We start from the raw sequence: 21,040 nt of genomic DNA, 5'->3' as shown, positions 1-21,040 counted from the left end.
AAAAATAGTCACTCAAGTTTCCTTAACCTGGTATGGACGCCGATGAAAAACTATATAATTCATTTGCTGGCGATGTTTATCTTTTTCAAATTCAACCTTTGCCCGGCGCAGCAAATCTTCGATTTTGGGTTGAAAGGTGGGTTGAGTATCCCAAATCTGACTGCCAAATACAGACTGCATAACAGTGACCTTATTTTGGAAGAAGGTTTCAACTACGGGTTTATCAATATACAGAAATATCAGATCAATGGTAAAAATAGGACTGGCGCCGGATGTATTATTTTGGGATACCAGTTTCCTATCAACCATCACTGATTACCTAGTCATTATGGGCAACTTTCATTATGAAAATTGTTGTGTAAGCGGTACGGTGATTATCATCGCTCGGTAGCATTTTAACATGCATTCGTCTTTACGGCCCCCTATCCTATTTTTTGGTTCAAAATTTCAAACCACTTAACCATTGAAATTCGTTACAAAGAAAAAAGCCATTGAATATTTTGAAGACGAATGGAGAGAGATGAGAAGGTGGCTCAAAGATTATTTTGACACGAATGAGCAAGAGCATCTTCACCAGTTCCGAATTCAGGTCAAAAAAATTGAAGCTTTTTTAATTCTGTTGGACTTTGGCCGCCGCCACACCAAATTGCTTCCCCATTTCAAAACGGTTAGAAAAGTTTTCAAACGTGCGGGCGAACTAAGAAATGCATCTGTTCGCATACAGATGTTGAAAGAGCAGCAATTGCCCGAAAAAGCTTTTTCGATTTTTTACTTAAAGAAAAGAAAAAGCCTAAAAAAAATTAAGAAAGCGCACCGAAAATTAGACAGCAAAGTAAAAGGTGTCAAAAACAGAACAATTAATAACTTCTATAGGACTCAACTGCGAAAAATCGCCATGGAAGTCGCGGCACCGTCTCCAGATGCACATTTGCATAAGTGCCGTAAAAAGATCAAGATACTGTTGTACAATGAGAAAATTGCCCGGGAAGTGCTGTCCAGGCAACTTAATAGCAAATATCTGGATTCCTTACAGGAGGCGATCGGAAAATGGCACGATTACACGCTGACATTGAGATCCTCTGAACCTGATCCAAAAACCGCCGTCCAACTGGGCCGTAAGAAATCCATTCTTGAGGTAAAGATCAATGGGCTCTCCAAAGATTTCAATAGGCGATCTATTAAAAGCAGGTAAATATGTTCGAAATATAATTTCAGAGATTACACGATCACATTAATCAATATCAGCCTGTTACTATTTCTATTTTGGGATAACAAGACACCAGTTAATCTCGGCCGGACTCGACCTGACTGCTAAGGAGGATCAGGCTGGATGGGTGCCTGCAAGCTGGTAACGTAATACTGTGTACGTTTTTCCGGTATGATGCCTCGATCTGCCTGTTTATGTCAGGAACAAGGCGATTGAAATAGCCAATGCCATCCTTGAAGACGGGCATACAAATGAAGAAACAGCAATAGCCACTGCATAAGCCGGGCAAAGAACCATCCTGATACGATCAGGAGACTTAACAGAAATTGAACGAATAAGAGCAGGTAACACCCCCGGCCAGCTACCGTAAGCACTGCGAGACGCCGCCTGGTTGCCAGAGGTTTTTACGGTTGTGTGCCGGGTTGGGGAGGTTTATCATGACCTGAAATGCGAAAAGCGGCTGGAAATGGGGAACGGGGGCTCCCATTTATTTGAAGAGCCCGGAAAATTAGAAAAGTGACTGAGCTGGCATCCGGTTGGTTCAAAAACCATATACCGGCCATCATGGTGTGATTATATACGCAATTAAAGTTTACTATAATGTTCAAAGACAGAACAGAAGCCGGTGAACTGCTGGCAGCAAAACTCCGCAAATACAAAGATGACCCGGTCATTATACTAGCGGTTCCGCGCGGCGGCGTGCCGGTTGCGTATCAGGTTGCACGGGAACTTGGGTTTACCCTGGAAATAGTCCTGGTTAAAAAGATCGGGCATCCAAGTCACAAAGAGTACGCCATTGGGGCGGCAAGTCTTTCGGATTTTTTGTGATGCCCCGGCACAATGTCCAACCCGAATACATACAACGCGAACTCATATCTATAAGGGAACGATTAACGGAAATGTACCGAAAATTCGGTGGCTACACGCCCACGCAAAACATGGAAGGCAAAACAGTAATTATCATAGATGACGGTATCGCAACTGGTAGTACAATTCTGGGTACGGTCAGATTAATACGCAAAGGCCGGCCTGCTAAAATTGTCATCGGCGTTCCGGTAGCCTCGAAGCAAGCAGTGCAAAAATTAACCAGGGAAGTTGAAGAAGTCGTAACGGTGTTGATACCAGAGGATTTTGCTAGCGTTGGTGCTTTCTATAAGAACTTTAACCAGGTAAGTGACGAAGAGGTGATGTCCTATCTGAAAAAAATGGGTAGTCGGAACAAGGAAGGATGATGATCCAGTGAGAAGAAGCTGTTTGGGAAAATCCGCCACGGCCCAGGCCCCGGTGATTTTTCAAGAATGACCCTTATGAATGGCCATTGAAGGCATTGCAAACAAAGAAGCCATCGTGTCAGCGCATAATAACATTACAGGGAACGATGTATGGATAGTAGTGGTTTTTCAGGAACGGGATCGGACGGTTGTCCACCTGTTGAAACTCTTAACTTAAAAATCGACACGACAAATATGAAAAAAATTTCACACGTCATCACGGTCCTGTATTTGATGATATTAACCTCATACGCGATGGGACAAGCTGCCCAGGAGCCATGGACCACTTCCGACCTGATGGCACCAAAGCAATTGGCAGACCGTATTGAACAGGCGAAAAAACCGATGCCGCTTATTCTCAATATCGGGCCGCAGGCAGTGATCAAAGGCTCGGTGGATGTGGGCCCTGGCAGTGAAAAGCAAAATATAAAGAAACTCGAAAATCTGCTGTCAAAAGAAGATAAAGACCGCGAAGTTGTCATTTACTGTGGCTGCTGCCCTTTCGACCGCTGCCCTAATATCCGGCCCGCCTTTAGTCAGGTTAAGAAGATGGGTTTCAAAAATGCGAGGCTTTTGGATATTTCCAAAAATATCAAAACGGATTGGATTGATAAGAGTTATCCTATCCAATAGTCCGACGCCGCAAATGACAAAATTGACAATCATAATCTGCTTCGCGGGCTTTTTGGTTTGTGCCGCTGTGGAAAAGGCATTCACTCAGCAGGCAATCAAAATCGGGAGCCTGGCCCCTGAAATTGAGTTGCCTTCGATAAAGGGTGAAAAAAAGTCGCTTTATGCTTTAAGGGGTAACACCGTCCTGATCGACTTTTGGGCTTCCTGGTGCGCTCCCTGCGTTCAGGAGCAGCCGGAGCTCAAAAGACTGTACGCCAAATATCACCGCCCTCACGTACAGGACCATAATTTCGAAATCTTTGCCATCTCCCTCGACAGTAAAAAAGACGCCTGGGAGCGGGCCGTTAAAAAGCTGGGGCTGCCCTGGGCACAAGTGAGTGATTTGAAATTCTGGACATCACCTGTTGCAACAACCTATCAGCTGGAAGAGCTCCCCTTTAACATGATCATTGATGGTAATGGCTACGTCGTGGCGCTGAACTTACACGGAAAGGAACTGGATGAATTCCTAAGTACTAGGTTCAGCCAATGAGTCGTGCCGTACGAATTTGATAATCAAAATGAACACCTGGCTGAGCAGGTGTGCGGAGAATCCTAAATTTTCGCAATATTGAGATATGCGCCTGTCAGGCTACATTAAATGGTAAATCCCTGCCCTACGATGGCATGCATGGTTTGCTTTGAAATTATCGCTTAGCTCCTCCTTCCCCCAGCAATGAAGAGATCATCAACTCCAGCGTGCGGTGATTGGTGCCGTCAATCCGAAAATCTCTGAAAATGATCCTCCCTTCCTTGTCAATTACAAAATTCTCAGGCGCGCCCGATACACCGAACTTTTGTTCGGCATAGGATGCATTGCCCCGCACTGGAATGAAAGAATACCGGGTGTTTTTCATAAAAGGGAGTACGAAACCATCCTGCGAAGGCAGTATGTTGACGCCGATGTATACCAGACTGTCGTTTTTGAATGTATCGACCACAGTTTGAAAATGAGGGAATTCCTCGCGGCAGGGAGCGCAGCCCGGAAACCAGATCGTGAGCAGGACCACTTTGCCCTTCAGGGAGGCCAATTTCAGCGTGTCATTACTGGTATAAAGGCCCAATTCAAATGGATAGGCAGGAACAGCTGCTCCAATCCTGATCATTTCAATGTCTTGATCGATCTGTTTTTTTTCTTTACCGATTTTCTTCCCGTACGATTCCAGCGCGCTGGAAAGCGGGTCAGTGGGTAGTTTCGCAAATCTGACAGACAGGCTGTCATAAGCACCCTTAACATTGCCTGACTTTTCCATTAACGATGCTTTTTTCAATGGTATCAGGTCTTTGGTAAAGCTGAAGCTGGGAAGTTTGACCTGGTCAAGCTTGATAATGGCAGCTGAATATTGATGGTCTTTTTCCAATTGGCCAATCTCAATCAATGATACGGCCATTTGCCTTCTGCTCTTCCACTCGCCCGCCGTACCCATTTCGTCGATGAGCATCAATGCCTTTCCGGGATCTGTCTGCAGATAGGCGTCCGCCAATCTTACCATGCCGGATGCGGACGACCCAAATTTTTGCGGGGGGAACAGTCTGCGAAGTTCTTCGAGATAATGAATCTGCTCATTGAGATCTGTGGCGCGGCTGCCCAACTCGAAAAGTGCCTGCGCGCCACGTTCGTCTGCCGGGAAGCGCGCCACAAAATCGACTACTTTCTCCTTGTAAGTATCCGGATCGGCGCTCTCTAAGGATTTGAGATAACCAAATGCATAACCGGCATTTGAGGGGTCCGCTGATGCTGCCTTTCCAAAATAGGCTGTAAACAAATCGCTTTGCGCCCTCATATCTGCATCTACGCCAAGCATATACCATATTTCAGCGTTTTTCGGGTCCAGTGCAGCTGCTCTCAGCAGAAAATCTTTCGGCTGCGGCATTAAAGCTTTATAATAAACTGTTCCGATGGCTAATGGAATATTCACATTTTCGGGATACCTCTTCATCCATACTTCATATTGGTCCCAAAGAAGTGGATTTTTCATGCCCATCGCGAAAATATAGGCTCTATGGGCTTTCAGGCTATTCAGATCGGCTTCCACTGCAACCAGGGCTTTTTCAATTACTTCGGCGGAGGCCGGGCCCATTCTCGTCGGCGTTTGGGCCACAACCTGCACGCAAGCACTGACGACCAGCATCAAAATCGCATATAGCACGCACTTAAAATTGGCTGTCTTCATCTTTGGTTTTGTTGAATCCATAAAAAGCAGCGGTCACATTCCGCCGCTATGTTTGTTAGAAGCCGATATTGGGTTCGCCCTTGCCAGAAAAAGCTTAGGGGCCTTCTGATTTCCTTCTGCATAAAGAACGGCGTGATGAATTACTACCTGAAATGCCTGCCGTACCCACTTTCCCGTTTCCCCGGCCGCAATCGTCTGGTACGGGTGCCATTGTAAAAATCCAAAAACCGCCGTGAACCGCCACGCACGATCCTATCACTGAAAATCAAAATCGGCGATGATTAATCATGCCATTTGCATTTTTTTAATAGAAAAATTTATAATATTGTCGTCTTTCGCAATTATCTTTTTGATCAGCTGATGTCTGATAACCCACTCGATAAGTTGAAGGAAGCAGAGCTTTGGCAATCCTTTAAAAATGGTGATAAAGAAGCTTTTGTATTGATCTACAGGTATTATTTCAAAACCCTGGCCAACTATGGGTCCAGGTTTACTTGCGACGTCCTCTTACTGGAAGATGCCGTCCAGGATCTTTTTGTATCGCTGTGGAGGCGCAGGGAGCAACTCGGCAATCTCGGGCATGTAGAGAGCCCCAAGTTTTATCTGCTGCGCGCATTACGGAACCAGCTGATGCGTAATACGCACCATGATATTTTTGATCAGTCCGAAAATATGGACGATTTCCTTGACCACCTTGTTTCCCTTTCATCCGAGCAGCAAATCATCGACGACGAAGGTGCACTGGACCAGGTCCAGAAAGTAAGGTATGCGATTGCCAACCTCAGCCCCCGGCAGCAGGAGGCGATCAACCTGCGGTTTTATCATGGCATGAGCCTCGACCAGATCGCCCAGATCATGGGCATCAACAAGCAAGCTGCTTCCAATATGCTTTTTAAGGCTTACACGGTTCTTCGGCTTACGCTTAAGTTCATCTCCGTGCTGCTATTCTGCGCTCCCTCCGGCTTCCCTCTTGCCTGAAAAACGGCCTGTTTCCCCTATTCAGGCGGGTACACTTTGCATCTGAAAAAATAATTTACGCCCATGGGTTATTTTAAAAAAAAGCTTGTCTCTGTATAATTAGGGACTTGCACTATATCCATGGATTACAGCAATTTTGATTTACAGGATTTTCTGAATGACGACTCTTTTGTTCAATGGGCATTGACAGGAAAGGAAGATGCTTACTGGCAGCAGGTGAGGCAGTTATTTCCGTCCCGTGCCGTCTTGATCGAGAAAGCGCGCGTGATCATTTGTCAGTTGAACTACGAAGAAGGAAATAAGACACTGGATTTGGATGAAGACCGGGTTTTGAGACGTATCCAGGGAGAAATTCAATTGCAGGATTCAGTTTTCGAATGGCCGATGGAAAAACAGAGGAACACAGGCTGGTTAAAATGGGCAGCGGTTATTTTTGTGTTCGCCGGAATGGGCTGGCTACTGCTCAACGGCAAATTCGGGCACGCTACCAGCTACAAAGACCTGGTAGCCGAAGCTAGGGAAAAGTACGAGATGACCGAAAGGGTGAATACTTCTGAAAGTCCGATGCATGTGAAACTGGAAGATGGCACGATGGTCACCTTACAAAAAAACAGCAGACTAAGTTATCCGGTCCATTTCGCTTCGGGTGTTCGTGAAACCTTTCTGAGTGGTGAAGCATTTTTCGAAGTGACGAAGAACCCTCAAAAGCCTTTCCTGGTATACTCTAATGAATTGACAACCAAAGTATTGGGCACAAGTTTTACAATTAAGTCCTTTGACGGGGAACGTCATGCCAGCGTCAATGTGCTTACGGGCCAGGTATCGGTGTTCAGCCAGAGGCAACTGGACGGCGAAACAAAGGGTGTTGTTCTGCTGCCCAACCAAAAGGCTGTTTTTGACCGCGAAAATGAACTTCTTTCCAAGCATCTTTCTGACAGGCCCGTCCCTCTGGTACCACAGGCTGCCGACCAGAAAAAGCGGTTTGAAGAAGTTCCCGTGGGACAGGTGTTGCAGGAACTTGAAGAATTATACGGCGTCAAGATCATTTACAATAAAGAGATCCTGGCTTCCTGCATTATCAGCACCATTTTCGGCAACGAATCCCTGAATGACAAGCTCGATGTAGTCTGTCAGACCATCGGTGCGACGCACAAGGAAATAGACGCTCAGATTATCATCGAATCAACCGGCTGTTTATAATGCCCTAAACCCGAACCCACTACCGACTAACCCACCTGCCTATGAAGTAACCTATTCCGCAACAATGCCCAAAAAAAAAGGAAAAGGATGTGGCGACATCCCCTTCCTTCCGCCAATGCCTGGAAGGCTATTGGACAATCAGTTTTGTCTTTTGAAAAACAAACTCAGTCAAAAGTATGAAAATTTTATGTACTAGAAAAGAGGTTTTCAGGATTATGAAGATCACTTCTGTTCAACTTGTTATTGCCTGTATCCTGGTCGGGAACAGCCTTGCAGCACCGGCTTTCTCGCAGGAGCTGCTCAAAGAAAGAGTGACCCTTACGGTCCGGGATGGCACGTTAAAAGCCTTTCTGAAGAGCCTTGAAAAGGAGGTGGATGTCATTTTCTCCTATCAGAAAGATGTCGTCTCCACGGAAGAACGGCTCAATTTCGAATTCAAAAATGAAACGCTCGACGAGGTGCTCAGGCATGTCCTGGCCCCAAGACGTATACAGTACAAGGTTATCCGGAATAACCAGATTATCCTGAGCCGGAAAATGGTCGGGAGCGATGCACAGCCCACAGGTTTCAACACCGAAAAAGATGTCATTGAAAAAACTTCCCTCCGGGCGGCAGACATCACCGTTAAGGGCACCGTAAAGGACGTAGATGGAGCGGGCCTGCCGGGTGTGAGCATTATCATCAAGGGAACTTCGCGAGGTATGACCACCGACGCGGAAGGCCATTACCAGATCGTGGTACCCGACAACTCGGCCATCCTGATTTTCAGTTTTGTGGGTTATGAAAGCCAGGAATTGCCCGCCGGCAATGCAAGCTCGCTCGATGTCGTATTGAAATCAGATATAAAAGCCCTGGGCGAAGTGGTGGTGGTGGGTTATGGTACCCAAAAGAAGACCTCTGTCACCGCTGCGGTAGGGACATTAAAAGGCGGCGACATTGCAGAAACACCCATCTCCAACCTGAGTAACGGTCTGGGCGGACGCATTGCGGGGGTAATCGTCAAACAGAACTCGGGTGAGCCGGGTAAGGACGGATCTAACATTTTTATCCGCGGTATTTCCTCCACAGGCAACAACCAGCCACTGCTGATCGTGGATAATATCCCTAGAAGTTTCCAGCTGCTGGATCCTAATACCATTGAATCGTTCACTATTTTGAAAGATGCCGCAGCAGTGGCCCCCTATGGTGTCGCCGGTGCAAATGGTGTGGTGCTTGTAACCACAAAAAGGGGAAAAGCCGGTAATCCTACGCTTTCCTACTCCGGATACATCGGTTTTCAAAACCCGCTATCATTGCCCGATTATGCCAATTCATTTCAGGAAGCAACATTGAGAAATGCTGCTGCAAAGAATGCCGGGTTGCCGCTGCCTTTTTCCGAAGGCCAGCTACAGAAGTACAAAGATCATTCGGATCCGGACGGCTATCCTGAACACGATGTCTGGGATGCGGTGATTGACAAGAATGCGGTGATTACCACCCACAACCTGCAATATTCCGGCGGGACAGACAAGATTAAATTCTTCACCAGTGTCGGTTATCAGAACCAAAAGGGAATGTGGAAAACCACCAGTACAAGCCGGTATAATTTATCCCTGAACCTGGACGCGCAGGCCACCAAAACGACCAAAATATCATTTGGACTAAACGGGATCGTGCAACAATCGACCTATCCACCCTCGGACCAAAGTTCGGGAACTACCCACAGAACCGGCCGGATTTTTGAGCTGGCCGGATTTGCCCACCTGGGATTTGGCCCCCTGGTATTCAGCAACGGGATGTACGGAAGCCATGTCATGGCAGCTTTGTTTGCAAGTGGCTATGAAAAAAACAACGGTACTTCCATCTATTCGCAGATGACCATCGAACAGCAGCTGCCTTTCATCATGGGGCTTTCTCTGAAAGGTACCGTCGCGTATGACCCCAGCTTTTCGGAATCGAAGCTTTGGAAAATCCCCATGCACGTCGCCACGGTTGACACGACAAAACATCCCTACGTGATTACCGATGGTATTTTCGGCGCGGTGAAGCCTTCTCTGGCGCAATCCTACAGCCGTGCTCAGCAACTTACCTATCAGGCCAGCCTGAACTACAACCGGACTTTTGGCAGACATAATTTGGGCTTCCTGGGCGTTTTTGAAGCCAAAGCAAACCGGACGTTCGGACTCGGTGCCGCACGTACCAACTACAACCTCACGGTGCCTGAGATCAACATGGGAAGCTCTGCTCAGGCGGATATGACCACGAGCGGATCGTCTACCTCGGGCAGGCAAATGGGCCTGGTGTACCGTGTTACCTACGACTACAATGACAAATATTTATTCGAAGCCAGCGGCCGTTACGACGGGAGCTATTATTTCGCGCCACAAAACAGGTATGGCTTTTTCCCTGCATTCTCGGCGGGATGGCGGTTGTCGGAAGAGCATTTTATCAAAGACAATATCCGCTGGATTGACAATCTGAAACTCCGTGCATCTTACGGACAGGTGGGTTCGCTGGCCGGCAGCGCATTTCAATATTTGAGCACTTATAATGTGGTGGGTACCGCATATGCCTTTGACAACAATGCCGTACAGGGTGTAAGCGAGCGCGCAGAACCCAACCGTAACATTACCTGGGAGCGGGGCAAGAAAACGGACATCGGTCTGGAAGCCACTTTGTTCAAAGGGTTTATCAACCTGGAGGCAGATTATTTTTACGAGAAGCGTTCCAATATGCTGGTAACGCCGGACGTGATCGTTCCGAAGGAATATGGCATCGGGCTGAGCCAGGTAAACCAAGGTGTGATGAGCAACCGTGGTATCGAACTGGCCATCGGTTCCAACTACCGGGTAACGAGCGATTTGCGGGTGTCATTGGGCGCTAACATTACCTATGCCAAAAACAAGCTGCTGAAAGTATTTGAAACCCCGGTGACCTACAACAACCCCAATCGCCGGGTAACCGGTCGGCCGCTGGGAACACAGTTTGGCTTTCAATCACTGGGATTTTTCCAGGTGAATGATTTTGACGAGAGCGGTAATCTGAAACCAGGCATCGCGGTGCAGCCCTGGGGCAAAGTAGCGCCCGGCGATATCCGGTATGCCGATTTGAACAATGATGGCAAGATCGATGACAATGATATTACCAAAATTGGTAACCCCGTGGCCTCACCGCGGATTATCTACGGACTTTCACCGTCAGTACATTACAAAGGACTCGGCCTGGACCTGCTTTTTCAGGGCGCGGCCAAAACCAACTGGTACTATCAGGCTTTTGCTGTGATGCCTTTTGCCAACACCATGCGGCCATACGTGCATAACCTGGATTATTGGACACCGGAAAACCCGAATGCAAAAAATCCGCGCATCACCAATGCACCCACAACCAACAACCTGCAGACATCCTCATTCTGGATGGGTAATGCCGCATATCTCCGCCTGAAAAGCATGACGCTTTCCTACACGATCCCGACATCGATTATTGAAAAAATCAAGCTGCAGAATGCCCGTATTTATGTCTCGGGACAGAATGTGCTGACGTGGAGCAAGCTCAAATATTACGATCCAGAAATTGGCCCGAACGATTCCGGCGCACCGACCAACGGATGGAGCTACCCCAATCAAAAAGTGATTTCCATCGGTGTTAACCTTACATTCTAAACCCTGTATCATCATGAAATCAATCGCATTTAAGCTGAGAAAGGAGATACTTTTTCTGATCATGGCGATCACATTGTCGTCCTGCGATCAATTCCTGGAGGTCACCCCCACCGACCAGGTTTCGGATCAGACCCTTTGGCAAACAACCGAAAATGCCGACCTGTTCCTGAACAATATTTACGGCGCCATACCTGCACCGTTTAACAGCCCCGATCCCTGGGAAAACTTCTCGGACAATTCCATCAACGGGATTGCCGGCAGGTTCAGCGCGGCAACCTATGCCAATTCGGGCTACACGGCGAGCAACGGGCCGAGCCAGTGGGACAACTACAGCAGTATCCGTAAAACCAATGTGTTCATCAAGGGCGTAACGGAATCGACCCTGCCCGATGCCTGGAAAAAGCTGCGTCTGGCGGAAGCAAGGTACCTGAGAGCGTATTTTCATATGCTGCTGTGGGCTGCTCATGGAAATGTTCCGATCATCAACGAGGTACTTAGCCTGAGCGAACAGGGTGACGGAATTTACAAACCCAACAATACATTCGAGGAGACCTTCAAGTTTATCACCGACGAATGCGCTGCCATTGCGCAGGACCTCCCGCTGAAAGGCGCCCAGGCCGGACGTGTTACAAAAGGGGCCGCGCTGGCGCTGAAAGGATGGTGCGAATTGTTCGCCGCCAGTCCGCTGCACAACCCGACTGGCGATAAGTCAAAATGGCTTGCCGCCGCCCAGACGAACAAAAGCATCATCGATCTGAACCAATACAAGCTGTTTCCCGACTATGGAACCATGTTCCTCGAAGCCAACAATAACAATTCAGAAGTGATTTTCGACAAGGTTTATCTCGGCGGAACGGTATTGGGAAATCAAAAAACCGCCCTGCAGGCACCCAGCTACGTGAACGGAATTGCGCGTGCATTCGCCGGCGTGAACCCTACGCAGGAGCTGGTCGATGAATATGCGATGGCAAATGGCTTGCCGATCTCCGATCCGAAATCGGGTTATGATCCGCAAAATCCTTATGCGAACCGTGAGCAGCGTTTTTACAAGGACATCGTGTACGATGGTTCCACCTGGCTGGGTTCTGAGATCGTGACGCGCCTCGGCGAGGGAAGCAAGAACGAAATTGACCTGAACGAAAAAAGCGAAGCGACCAATACCGGCTATTATTTCAGGAAAGGCATGGACCCTGCTTACGCATTTATCGACAACAACCTTAACAGCGCTCATTTCATCATTTTCCGCTATGCCGAAATATTGCTGAGCTATGCGGAAGCACAGAATGAAGCAGTGGGTCCCGACGAATCCGTTTACTCCGCCTTGAACCAGGTCCGGGCACGGGTTGCCTTGCCTGCCCTTGCGGCCGGACTTACCCAGGCGCAAATGCGCACTGCGATTCAGCGGGAACGCCGGGTTGAGCTGAGTCTCGAAGAAAAACGCTGGTACGACCTGATCCGCCTGAAAATTGCGGAAGTCAAATTAAACGGTCAGCTGCATGGTATGGCGATATCCACTGAAAACGGCAAGCGGGTTTATAAACCTGTGACGATTCCGGGCGGTGCCAGGACATTCTACGCCAACAAAAACTACGTCTTCCCGATCCCGCAGTCGGCGCTGGACACCAATCCGAAGCTGGTACAAAATCCTAATTATTGATGTCAGTAACCTCACTTACCCCTGCCTCCCGTCGCGAATTTATCAAGACGGGAGTAGCAGGCTTGTTCCTGCCGGTATTTGCATCCGGAATTTCGGATGTCTTCGATCTCTCAGGACCGGCGAAAGATAAACGTGATTTTTCAGTCTGCCTTACGGCTGATGCCATTCTTGAAAATCCGGGAATGCTGAAAATGGTGGCGGACGCTGGTGTGAACCGCGTGTGGCTGGCGACGTACTTTTACGGTTACTGGCCCTGGGACAAGGAGAAACTGAAAAAAGCAAGGAAATCAATCCTGGACAGCGGTATGGAAGCGGCCGCAATCACCCTGCCGTTTGGCCATCCGGGCGACGCATTGAACCCGAGAGATAAGGAATTCCCGCTCATTTCGCCTGACAGTTGGGGCAGAAGTATCGATATCGAAGGCAAACTGTATGCGGGAACGACGGTGAGCACATTGGCCAATCGGGAAAATGCGATTGCATTGAAGGAGTTGAGGGAGATGGGATTTCCCGAATGTATCCTGGACGATGACTTCCGAATTGCCCGCGCGCCAGGTACCATCGGCGGGAATTACAATGACGCCAACCAACAGCTTTTTATCGAAAAAGGCGGATATGCAGCAGATTCATGGAAAAAGCTGGTGGAAGATATCAAAAACCGGCAACTGACCCCTCTGGTAAAAGCATGGGTAAACTGGCAATGTGATCTGCTCACTGAATCCTTCAAAATCCAGCAGCGAGGCTTTGGCGCGGGGTTGGGTTTCATGGCCATGTACCTGTGTTCTGAAAAGGCAGGTATACGGTTTTCGGATTATAAAAACGTACCGATCAGAGTGGGGGAAGCGCATTTCACGGACACCGGATTGTCAAAACCCAAAGGCTGGACCGATGAACTTTTCAGCGTGCTCTTCCACCGGAGGTTCATTGCACCTGAATATGCCTGGAGCGAAACCACCGCTTTTCCCGCCGATGCCGTTTCTGCCGAAAATATGGCTGCAAAGCTTACGATTTCCACGATTGCAGACGTCCGCCATACCACTTTCATGAGTGGATTGGTTCCGCTGCCGGATAGCTACTGGAGTACTTTCGGGCCGGCTATCACGAAACAAAAGGCGCTTCACAGGGCGGTTGCAGGGCATTCGTTAAAAGGACCCCTGAAACACTACTGGGGCGAAATGTCCAGGTTTGTAGGCCGCGATCAGCCTTATTCTTTGTGGCTAGCACTGGGTGTGCCTTTTGAAATGATTGATGATCTCAAAAACACAGGGGACGGCTGGGTGTTTGTCAGCAATGAAGATTGTGCCCAGGTTACCAAAGACGACCGGCTCCCCTATCTCGTGGCGCGGCCCGATGCGATTTTGAGAAACAATATCCAGATAACCCGCCAGGAAGAAGATCTGACTGCGCTCTGGAAATGGAGAAAGACCATCCTGCCCCATTTGCAGTCGTCCAAAATACCTTACGTGATTGAAGAATCGCCTTGCGTTTGCGCGTGGTATCCCGGCGCGAAGTGTGTGATCGTCTGGAATTTATCAGACAAGCCGCAAAAACTGACCGTGCATGACCACCGCAATACCTATGCGGAAACGTTTGCCCCAATGGGGTCTCTAAAAATTAGTCTCGAATAGCATTCCTGCAATAGCATTCCTGAAACACTCATTTTTTTAAATTATTATTTATGTCTGCCAGTACTATTGACGTCCTGACGATCGTGGGCTACTTTGTCCTGATCCTCGGAGTGGGCCTGTGGTCGGGGCGGGGGAAGAAAGGCACCGCTGCCAATTATTTCGTGTCTAAAGGCACGCTCCCATTCTGGGCGATCGCTGCGGCCTATGTGTCTTCCGGGCTGAATCCCGAACAGCTCGTGGGGATGAACGGTATGGGTTATATGGTAGGCTTGCCACTCGTCAATTCTTACCTGATCGCCATTTTTGTTTACAGCGCACTCATTTTTTGCTTCTTCCCGATTTATCTCCGCAACAACATCGTCACCATGCCCCAATACCTGGGCTTGAGGTTCAGTGTGCAAAGCCAGCACATTTTCAGCGTCCTATTGCTGATCAGCTACATCCTGCTGAACCTTTCGGTGGTGTTATATGGCGGCGCGAAGCTTTTTCAGGGAATATATGGCGTACCGATCTGGCTGGGCGTACTGATCCTGGGCACATTCGCCGGGCTGTACACCATGTACGGGGGCATGAAATTCGTGATGAATGCGGCTGTCTTCGATTTTTTTCTGGTACTCACAGCCGGTGCGGTCCTGTTCATACTGGGCTATATGAAACTGCCTCACGGATGGGCTGATGTGAAAGAGTTTGCGCCGGGGGGCTTCCATCTCATGCAGCCCACAGACACGCCGGTGATGCCCTGGCATGCCGTGCTTTTTGCCCTCTTCAATTTGCAGCTTTTCTATTCCTGCATCAACCAGGCACTTGTGCAGCGGGGTTTGGGCGCCAGGTCCGAATGGGACGTACGGATGGCGATTATCCTCGCGGCCGGCTTTGTTTTGATCCGCCCTTTTATTGAAATCTTTCCCGGCATGGTCGCGCGGGCACTTGCTTTTACGGGCCATAGCGAATACCGGGTGTTGCCGGACGAGATCGATAATGTGTACCCGATGCTGATCAAAAACCTGATCCCGGAGGGACTGAAAGGGCTGATCCTGATCGGTACGCTGGCTACGGTGATGTCTACCACGGCCGCCTTTCTTAACTCCATTTCCACATTGTTCACTTATGATGTTTACAAAAAATGGATCAATAAAGAGGCGGGCGACAGGAAGCTCGTGCGGGTAGGGATTTTCACTACATTGGGCCTGATGGTGTTCAGCATCCTGTATGCGCCGGTGATCGAAAACTTTGGCGGCATTTTTATCTATTTCCAGGCAGCATCCACTTATTTGGCGGTCCCGGTCGCGACCTGTTTTCTGTTTGGGATATTCTGGAAAAGAGCTACCCCAGCTGCCGCATTGACCGTCATGATCATCGGCATACCATTGGGGGCATTGATACAGCTTGCCATCATCCCTGCCCTCTTTTCCTCCGAAACGATCGCGGAGTACAGTCTCACGAATTTCTATGTGACCGGCGGCATTACCCAACTCTTCTGCTCGGTGATTCTGATTGCCGTGAGCCTGGTAACCAAGCCCCGTAATGTTGAGGAAATCCGGAGCATGCTCTGGAATATCAAACTTTTAAAAGTACCCGAAAACGAGCCCGACCGGCCGCTCTGGCAATCGGCCTGGCTGTGGTGGGGTGTCATGGCAGTCGTATATGCCGTGATTTATTATATGTGGTGGTAAAAAATTGAATTCTGAAATGGAACAAAATAAAACAGCACTTTGCGTGATCGCGCATCCTGATGATGCGGAATTTGTATGCGCAGGCACCTTAACGTTACTGGCGGAAAGAGGATGGCAGATCGTGATGGCAACGATGACACCCGGCCAGGCGGGCTCTACGGTGATGGGTCCGGAGGAAATCAGTGCAATAAGGCGTGCGGAGGCAGCCAATTCCGCGGCACTGATCAACGCGACCTATTACTGTCTGGAATGTGAAGATATTTTTATTGCCTACGATCGGCCAACCCTAATGAAGGCCATTGAGCTGGTCAGGAAAGTGAGGCCGTCGGTCGTTTTTACGGCCAGCCCGTCGGATTATATTGTCGATCACGAGATCACAAGTAAAGTAATGCAGACTGCCTGCATCGCTGCCGGCATTCCCAATATTCCTATTGAAGGTGTTGAAGCTTTCTCGCCGGTACCTCACTTGTATTATTGCGAACCTACTCACAACAAAGACATTTTGGGAAGGGAAATCTTTTCCACCATTCACGTTGATATCACCCGGGTGATGCCATTTAAAGAGGAGATGCTGAAATGTCACAAAAGTCAGCGGGATTGGCTCAGACAGATTTCCGGGCTGGATGAGTTTGTCCTTTCGATGAAGGAGTTTTCCGCAAAAGCCGGACAGAAAATAGGCCGCGACTATGCGGAAGGATTCCGTCAGCATCTGGGGTTCAGTTACCCGGCCGACAATTTGCTGTTGGCGGAATTGGGCGAACTGGTGTTTGTACGCAAAGAAACCGAAACGATCCTGGGATGAAAACAGACTTAACCTACCGCGGCGGTGTCCTGATCATTCGGGCGGAGAATGAGCATATTGCGTTTGAAATCGCTCCTCAATTGGGCGGCAGGATCGTCAGTGTTTACAATAAAGATTTGAAAAAGGAATTTCTCTGGCACAATGAAAACCTGAACCTGGCCGAAAACCAGGCCGGTGCGGATTACGACTCGAACTTCTGGGGTGGTATCGATGAGCTGATCCCCAATGATATCCCCGAAACCGTAGATTCCATTGCCTACCCGGATCACGGCGAGTTATGGACCGCTCCTTTGGAATTTGAAATCAATGAAAATAACATCTCCGTGTTCGGGCTCTTGCCATTGAGCAAGCTTTATTACAAAAAAACACTATCCCTTCCTTCGGAGGAGCCTGTCATACGGATGAGCTACAAAATCAGGAACGACTCAAACAGTACCAGGCACTTTCTCTGGAAACTGCATGCGGCCGTACAAATTGCCGAAGGTGATAGGGTCGTCAGCAGCGCCGCAAAAGCCAGGGCCGTCGACCCTGAAGTCGGCAGGATCAAATCGGAAGAGGAATTCCCATGGCCTCACCTGCAATCAAATGATGTATCCAAAGTACCGGCCTATGATCAGACAATGGATTTTTTCTACTTATACGATGTCCCCAGGGCGGAGATGGGCATGGTCAGCCATCACGACGAGCACCTTTTTGAATACAGGTACGACGGCTACGTTTTTCCATATCAATGGTACTTCGCCTCTTACGGCCAGTTCAATGACCATTATACCGCAATCCTGGAACCCGCTTCGGCCATGCCGGTGAGCGTGAACGAGGCCAAAGACCTGAACCAATGTACGGTACTTCATCCCGGCGAAAAGATTGATACCGTTGTGACTATTTATGCCGGCGCAAACCGGCCGGCTTTATGAAAATGACTGACAAAAAAGTTCTGATTACCGGGGCCGCGTCGGGTATCGGAAAAGCAACAGCAATCCGTTTCGCGGCCGAGGGGTGGAATGTGTGTTTAAACGATATCCAAACGGAAAAGCTCGAAGCTGTTTTCGCGGAACTTCCCGGCCATCACCATCTGATGTTTGCCGGCAGTTATGCCGAGCCAGGCACGGTATCCCGATTGGGAGCGCTGATACTGGAAAAATGGGGCGGACTGGATGCGTTGGTCAACTGCGCCGGCGTATCTGGCCGGACCGACCTGCTCAGCATGGAGCCGCAGCAATGGCGCCGGATATTCGACATCATGGTCGACGGCTGTTTGCTGATATCCCGGATGGGCATTGGCCTGATGTCCGGCCCCGGCCGGATCATCCACATCACTTCCATACACGGGGAAAGAGCCGAGCAATACGGCAGCAGTTACTCGATGGCCAAGGCGGCCATTAACCAGTTCTGTCGCGCGATGGCCCTCGAACTGGCCGATCGCGGCATCCTCGTCAATGCAGTGGCGCCCGGATTTGTGGATACGCCCATGTCCGTTACGGACGGGGAAAATGAGCTGCATACGCAATGGTTCCGCGACAACTACATCGAAGGCAACCACCTGCCGTTACGCCGTGCGGCCTATCCAGAGGAGATTGCAGGCGTCGTTTTTTTCCTGGCTGGCAAAGATGCCTCCTATATCACCGGCCAGGTGCTCACCGTCGACGGGGGCCTGACGATCACGTTTTAACTATTTCTAAACTTTTAACCTATTTTCCAATCCTTAACACTTTTCTATGAAAATCGAATCGGTTGATTTTTTTTACCTCAGCATGCCCGAAGTGCTTGATATAGGCGACGGCAGTCAGGATTCTACGCTGGTTAGGGTACGGGGCGGCGGCCTGGAAGGATGGGGAGAATGCGAAGCTTCGCCATTGCCCACCATCGCCAGCTATGTAACACCGATGTCGCATAGCGCTTGTAAACCGGTAAAATGGGCAGTGGAAGGTATGTCGCTGAACAGTATTGCCGACATCTACCAGATTACCAAACGCGTGCATGAAAATTGCTTCGATCTTCTGCAGTCGGACCATACACTTTCCGGGATAGACATCGCGCTCTGGGACCTGTTGGGGAAATATCTGCAGGAGCCCGTTTACCGGCTATTGGGTTACAAAAAAGCATTTCCAAAGCTGCCCTACGCTTCACAGCTCTTCGGAGATACCCCGGAGCTTACCTTTGAAAAGGCAAAAGCCTCCCGGGCAGGAGGTTACAAAGCCGTGAAATTTGGCTGGGGCCCAATAGGTAAGACTGACGCAAAAACAGACGGACAACACTTTCGCGCCGCCCGGGCCGGTCTGGGAGAAGATTTGTTCCTGATGATAGATATCGGCACGGTTTGGAATGAAAATGCGGCTGCTGCCATCGAGCGGCTGGAGGCATTGAAGGAAGTAAACACCTACTGGCTGGAAGAACCCTTTACCAACCTGGCGCTCGGCCCATACAAGGCGCTTTCGGAGGCGAAGCCCCAAATTTCGCTGGCAGCCGGCGAGGGCTGCAACAACTACGTACAGGCTGCTGCCATGCTGGATTTTGGTGGCTTGGAATACATTCAGATCGATACCGGGAGGATTGGCGGCATCACCTCTGCCAAGCGGGTTGCCGACCACGCCGTGGCAAAAAACATCACATATGTCAACCACACTTTTACTTCGCACCTGGCTTTAAGTGCCTCCATCCAGCCGTATGCGGGACTGGAAACAGACATCATTTGCGAATACCCGGTAGAGCCCAAGAGCCTTGCGCTTGATATCACCACCAATAAAATTCTTTTGGATAACAATGGGTTTGTGAACGTCCCGGAACTCCCCGGACTCGGTATGGAGATCAACAATGAAGGTTTAAAGAAATACTTGGTCGACGCTCAGATCCACGTAGGCGGGCAGCTGCTGTATTCCACACCCGAACTGTAACGAAAACAAAAGACGTCCAGCGCCTGCAGATCACCGGTTTGCAGGCTTTTTATTTGGACAGGCTGCCGGATGGCATGAAAGACACAAAATGATCTTGCACAGCTTGTTTCCTGGCCTCCCTTGCGAAAACAGCAGGACTGACGCCGCTGTACCGCTTGAATTCCCTGCTGAGGTGTGACTGATCCGTATAACCTAACTCGTAGGCCAGGCCTGCAATGCTGGAATCCGGGTCCCGCCATAACTGGTTTCGTACCTGCTCAAAGCGCATCAGGCCGGAAACATCCTTCACACTGTGGCCCGACGATTGCTTGAACTTCCTTTCCAATGTGCGAACCGTCGCATGGGCTGACGCCGCTACCTGGCTTACCGGCATGCTCCCGTTCGCTTCCTGCATAGCCTTTCCCGCTTTGAAAAGCATGCTGTTACCTGCTGTCCGCGCTCTCGCATTCAGGAAATACTGTTGCAACAGTTCCACCGCTTCTGCTATTTCACCTGCGCCGACCCTTTCACCCAAAATAGGCTGAAGCTGTGCAATCGGATGCTCCAATGTGCGTACCCCGCCTTTGCCGGACGGCAGTCCGAGCAAATCGAACACGGTCCACGGATAGCATCTGACGCCCAGAATTTCCTGACGGTTTTTCGTCTGAAAAAGTACAGGCTCATTGAGCAGCCCCATCATGAAGGGTGATGGCAACGGCTGCAAGGCTCCTTTGTAAGAAATGCTGCATGCGCTTCCGAAATGAAAAATAATTTCCGCATAACCGTCAGGTACAACTTCAAAGCCCGATCTTTTTTTTCCAAAATCCTTTCTATCGTACCAAAAGCACCTGATCGTATCCGTTAGCTCTTCGGGGGGATCAAATTCCTGGTGCAGCATTTGAGAAGATAACATATGGGAATGTATTGATATACGGCGCTCGAATGTGCACAAATCACTTACCCAAAACTAGTGATCCGGCCCCGATATTCGGCCACCGGACAAAACTTTCGGTCAATCGCGCATCTTTGTTTTACCGTCCATTTCTTCTTGTGCGCCCTGCCTCGGCCCAAAACCGGCGAATGTATTCTTCGCTCATTTGTTAGGGAAAACCACAACTGCCATATATATTTATAACTAATTGATAATCATAACATTAATTCAAAATATATTTCTACATTTTCCATAAAAATACTTTGAAAAACCATAAGGAGAGAGTAGAAATACATAAGCAATGCGAATGCACATCAGCATTTGAGAATATTCCGAAGA

Annotated in this window: 18 protein-coding genes; 16 read left to right on the top strand and 2 right to left on the bottom strand. The window is 49.1% G+C overall.

The genetic code is table 11. The features are described 5' to 3' along the window. Positions 1 to 42 precede the first annotated feature (42 nt). The 6 genes from AC1XUF_RS17270 to AC1XUF_RS17245 all read left to right on the top strand — a co-directional run bounded on the left by AC1XUF_RS17270 (position 43) and on the right by AC1XUF_RS17245 (position 3,643). A complete protein-coding gene (locus AC1XUF_RS17270) occupies positions 43 to 315 on the top strand; it encodes a hypothetical protein (RefSeq protein WP_483343068.1) in 273 nt (90 codons plus the stop codon). A gap of 148 nt (positions 316 to 463) precedes the next feature. Beyond that, the gene (locus tag AC1XUF_RS17265) at positions 464 to 1,192 is read left to right on the top strand and encodes a CHAD domain-containing protein (protein WP_483343067.1); all 729 of its coding nucleotides are present in this window, start codon (positions 464 to 466) and stop codon (positions 1,190 to 1,192) included. A 615-nt stretch (positions 1,193 to 1,807) separates the two neighbouring features. Next, a complete protein-coding gene (locus AC1XUF_RS17260) occupies positions 1,808 to 2,035 on the top strand; it encodes a phosphoribosyltransferase family protein (RefSeq protein ID WP_483343066.1) in 228 nt (75 codons plus the stop codon). A 71-nt stretch (positions 2,036 to 2,106) separates the two neighbouring features. Beyond that, on the top strand, positions 2,107 to 2,439 hold the full coding sequence (locus AC1XUF_RS17255; protein WP_483343065.1) for a phosphoribosyltransferase family protein: 333 nt from the start codon (positions 2,107 to 2,109) through the stop codon (positions 2,437 to 2,439). Positions 2,440 to 2,673: 234 nt separating this feature from the next. Continuing rightward, a complete protein-coding gene (locus AC1XUF_RS17250) occupies positions 2,674 to 3,111 on the top strand; it encodes a rhodanese-like domain-containing protein (RefSeq protein WP_483343064.1) in 438 nt (145 codons plus the stop codon). A 13-nt stretch (positions 3,112 to 3,124) separates the two neighbouring features. After that, entirely contained in the window at positions 3,125 to 3,643 is a 519-nt protein-coding gene (locus tag AC1XUF_RS17245) for a TlpA family protein disulfide reductase (RefSeq protein WP_483343063.1), read from the top strand. 154 nt (positions 3,644 to 3,797) lie between these two features. Here the strand turns inward: AC1XUF_RS17245 and AC1XUF_RS17240 are convergent, their stop codons facing one another. Next, positions 3,798 to 5,324 carry a redoxin domain-containing protein gene (locus AC1XUF_RS17240; RefSeq protein ID WP_483343062.1) on the bottom strand — a complete coding sequence of 509 codons (1,527 nt, stop codon included), beginning with the start codon at positions 5,322 to 5,324 and terminating at the stop codon, positions 3,798 to 3,800. Between the two features lie 360 nt (positions 5,325 to 5,684). Between AC1XUF_RS17240 and AC1XUF_RS17235 the strand changes: the two genes are divergently transcribed. From AC1XUF_RS17235 to AC1XUF_RS17190, 10 genes are all read left to right on the top strand, one after another. Then, entirely contained in the window at positions 5,685 to 6,302 is a 618-nt protein-coding gene (locus AC1XUF_RS17235; RefSeq protein WP_483343061.1) for an RNA polymerase sigma factor, read from the top strand. A 120-nt stretch (positions 6,303 to 6,422) separates the two neighbouring features. Further along, complete coding sequence (locus AC1XUF_RS17230; protein ID WP_483343060.1) at positions 6,423 to 7,502, top strand: FecR family protein; 1,080 nt, start codon at positions 6,423 to 6,425, stop codon at positions 7,500 to 7,502. 176 nt (positions 7,503 to 7,678) lie between these two features. Then, the gene (locus tag AC1XUF_RS17225) at positions 7,679 to 11,140 is read left to right on the top strand and encodes a TonB-dependent receptor (RefSeq protein WP_483343059.1); all 3,462 of its coding nucleotides are present in this window, start codon (positions 7,679 to 7,681) and stop codon (positions 11,138 to 11,140) included. A 13-nt stretch (positions 11,141 to 11,153) separates the two neighbouring features. After that, the gene (locus AC1XUF_RS17220) at positions 11,154 to 12,797 is read left to right on the top strand and encodes a RagB/SusD family nutrient uptake outer membrane protein (RefSeq protein ID WP_483343058.1); all 1,644 of its coding nucleotides are present in this window, start codon (positions 11,154 to 11,156) and stop codon (positions 12,795 to 12,797) included. Continuing rightward, a complete protein-coding gene (locus AC1XUF_RS17215; RefSeq protein WP_483343057.1) occupies positions 12,797 to 14,425 on the top strand; it encodes a hypothetical protein in 1,629 nt (542 codons plus the stop codon). Before AC1XUF_RS17220 ends, AC1XUF_RS17215 begins: the two co-directional genes overlap by 1 nt. A gap of 50 nt (positions 14,426 to 14,475) precedes the next feature. Then, positions 14,476 to 16,098, top strand: a complete 1,623-nt coding sequence (locus AC1XUF_RS17210; RefSeq protein ID WP_483343056.1) for a sodium:solute symporter family transporter — start codon at positions 14,476 to 14,478, stop codon at positions 16,096 to 16,098. A gap of 16 nt (positions 16,099 to 16,114) precedes the next feature. Beyond that, positions 16,115 to 16,900 (top strand): PIG-L deacetylase family protein, encoded by a 786-nt coding sequence (locus AC1XUF_RS17205; RefSeq protein ID WP_483343055.1) that lies wholly within the window; start codon positions 16,115 to 16,117, stop codon positions 16,898 to 16,900. Then, positions 16,897 to 17,814, top strand: coding sequence for a hypothetical protein (locus AC1XUF_RS17200; RefSeq protein ID WP_483343054.1), 918 nt, complete (start codon positions 16,897 to 16,899; stop codon positions 17,812 to 17,814). The genes AC1XUF_RS17205 and AC1XUF_RS17200 overlap by 4 nt, the downstream gene beginning before the upstream one ends. Continuing rightward, on the top strand, positions 17,811 to 18,569 hold the full coding sequence (locus AC1XUF_RS17195; protein ID WP_483343053.1) for an SDR family NAD(P)-dependent oxidoreductase: 759 nt from the start codon (positions 17,811 to 17,813) through the stop codon (positions 18,567 to 18,569). Before AC1XUF_RS17200 ends, AC1XUF_RS17195 begins: the two co-directional genes overlap by 4 nt. A gap of 46 nt (positions 18,570 to 18,615) precedes the next feature. Beyond that, positions 18,616 to 19,791, top strand: a complete 1,176-nt coding sequence (locus AC1XUF_RS17190; protein ID WP_483343052.1) for a mandelate racemase/muconate lactonizing enzyme family protein — start codon at positions 18,616 to 18,618, stop codon at positions 19,789 to 19,791. 49 nt (positions 19,792 to 19,840) lie between these two features. Here the strand turns inward: AC1XUF_RS17190 and AC1XUF_RS17185 are convergent, their stop codons facing one another. Beyond that, positions 19,841 to 20,683 carry a helix-turn-helix domain-containing protein gene (locus AC1XUF_RS17185; RefSeq protein WP_483343051.1) on the bottom strand — a complete coding sequence of 281 codons (843 nt, stop codon included), beginning with the start codon at positions 20,681 to 20,683 and terminating at the stop codon, positions 19,841 to 19,843. Between the last annotated feature and the right edge of the window lie 357 nt (positions 20,684 to 21,040).

This window comes from Dyadobacter sp. HNCC25DJ185 (assembly GCF_056895195.1).
The sequence above is the reverse complement of the archived record's forward strand: the minus strand, read 5'-3'. Positions and strand labels throughout refer to the sequence as shown.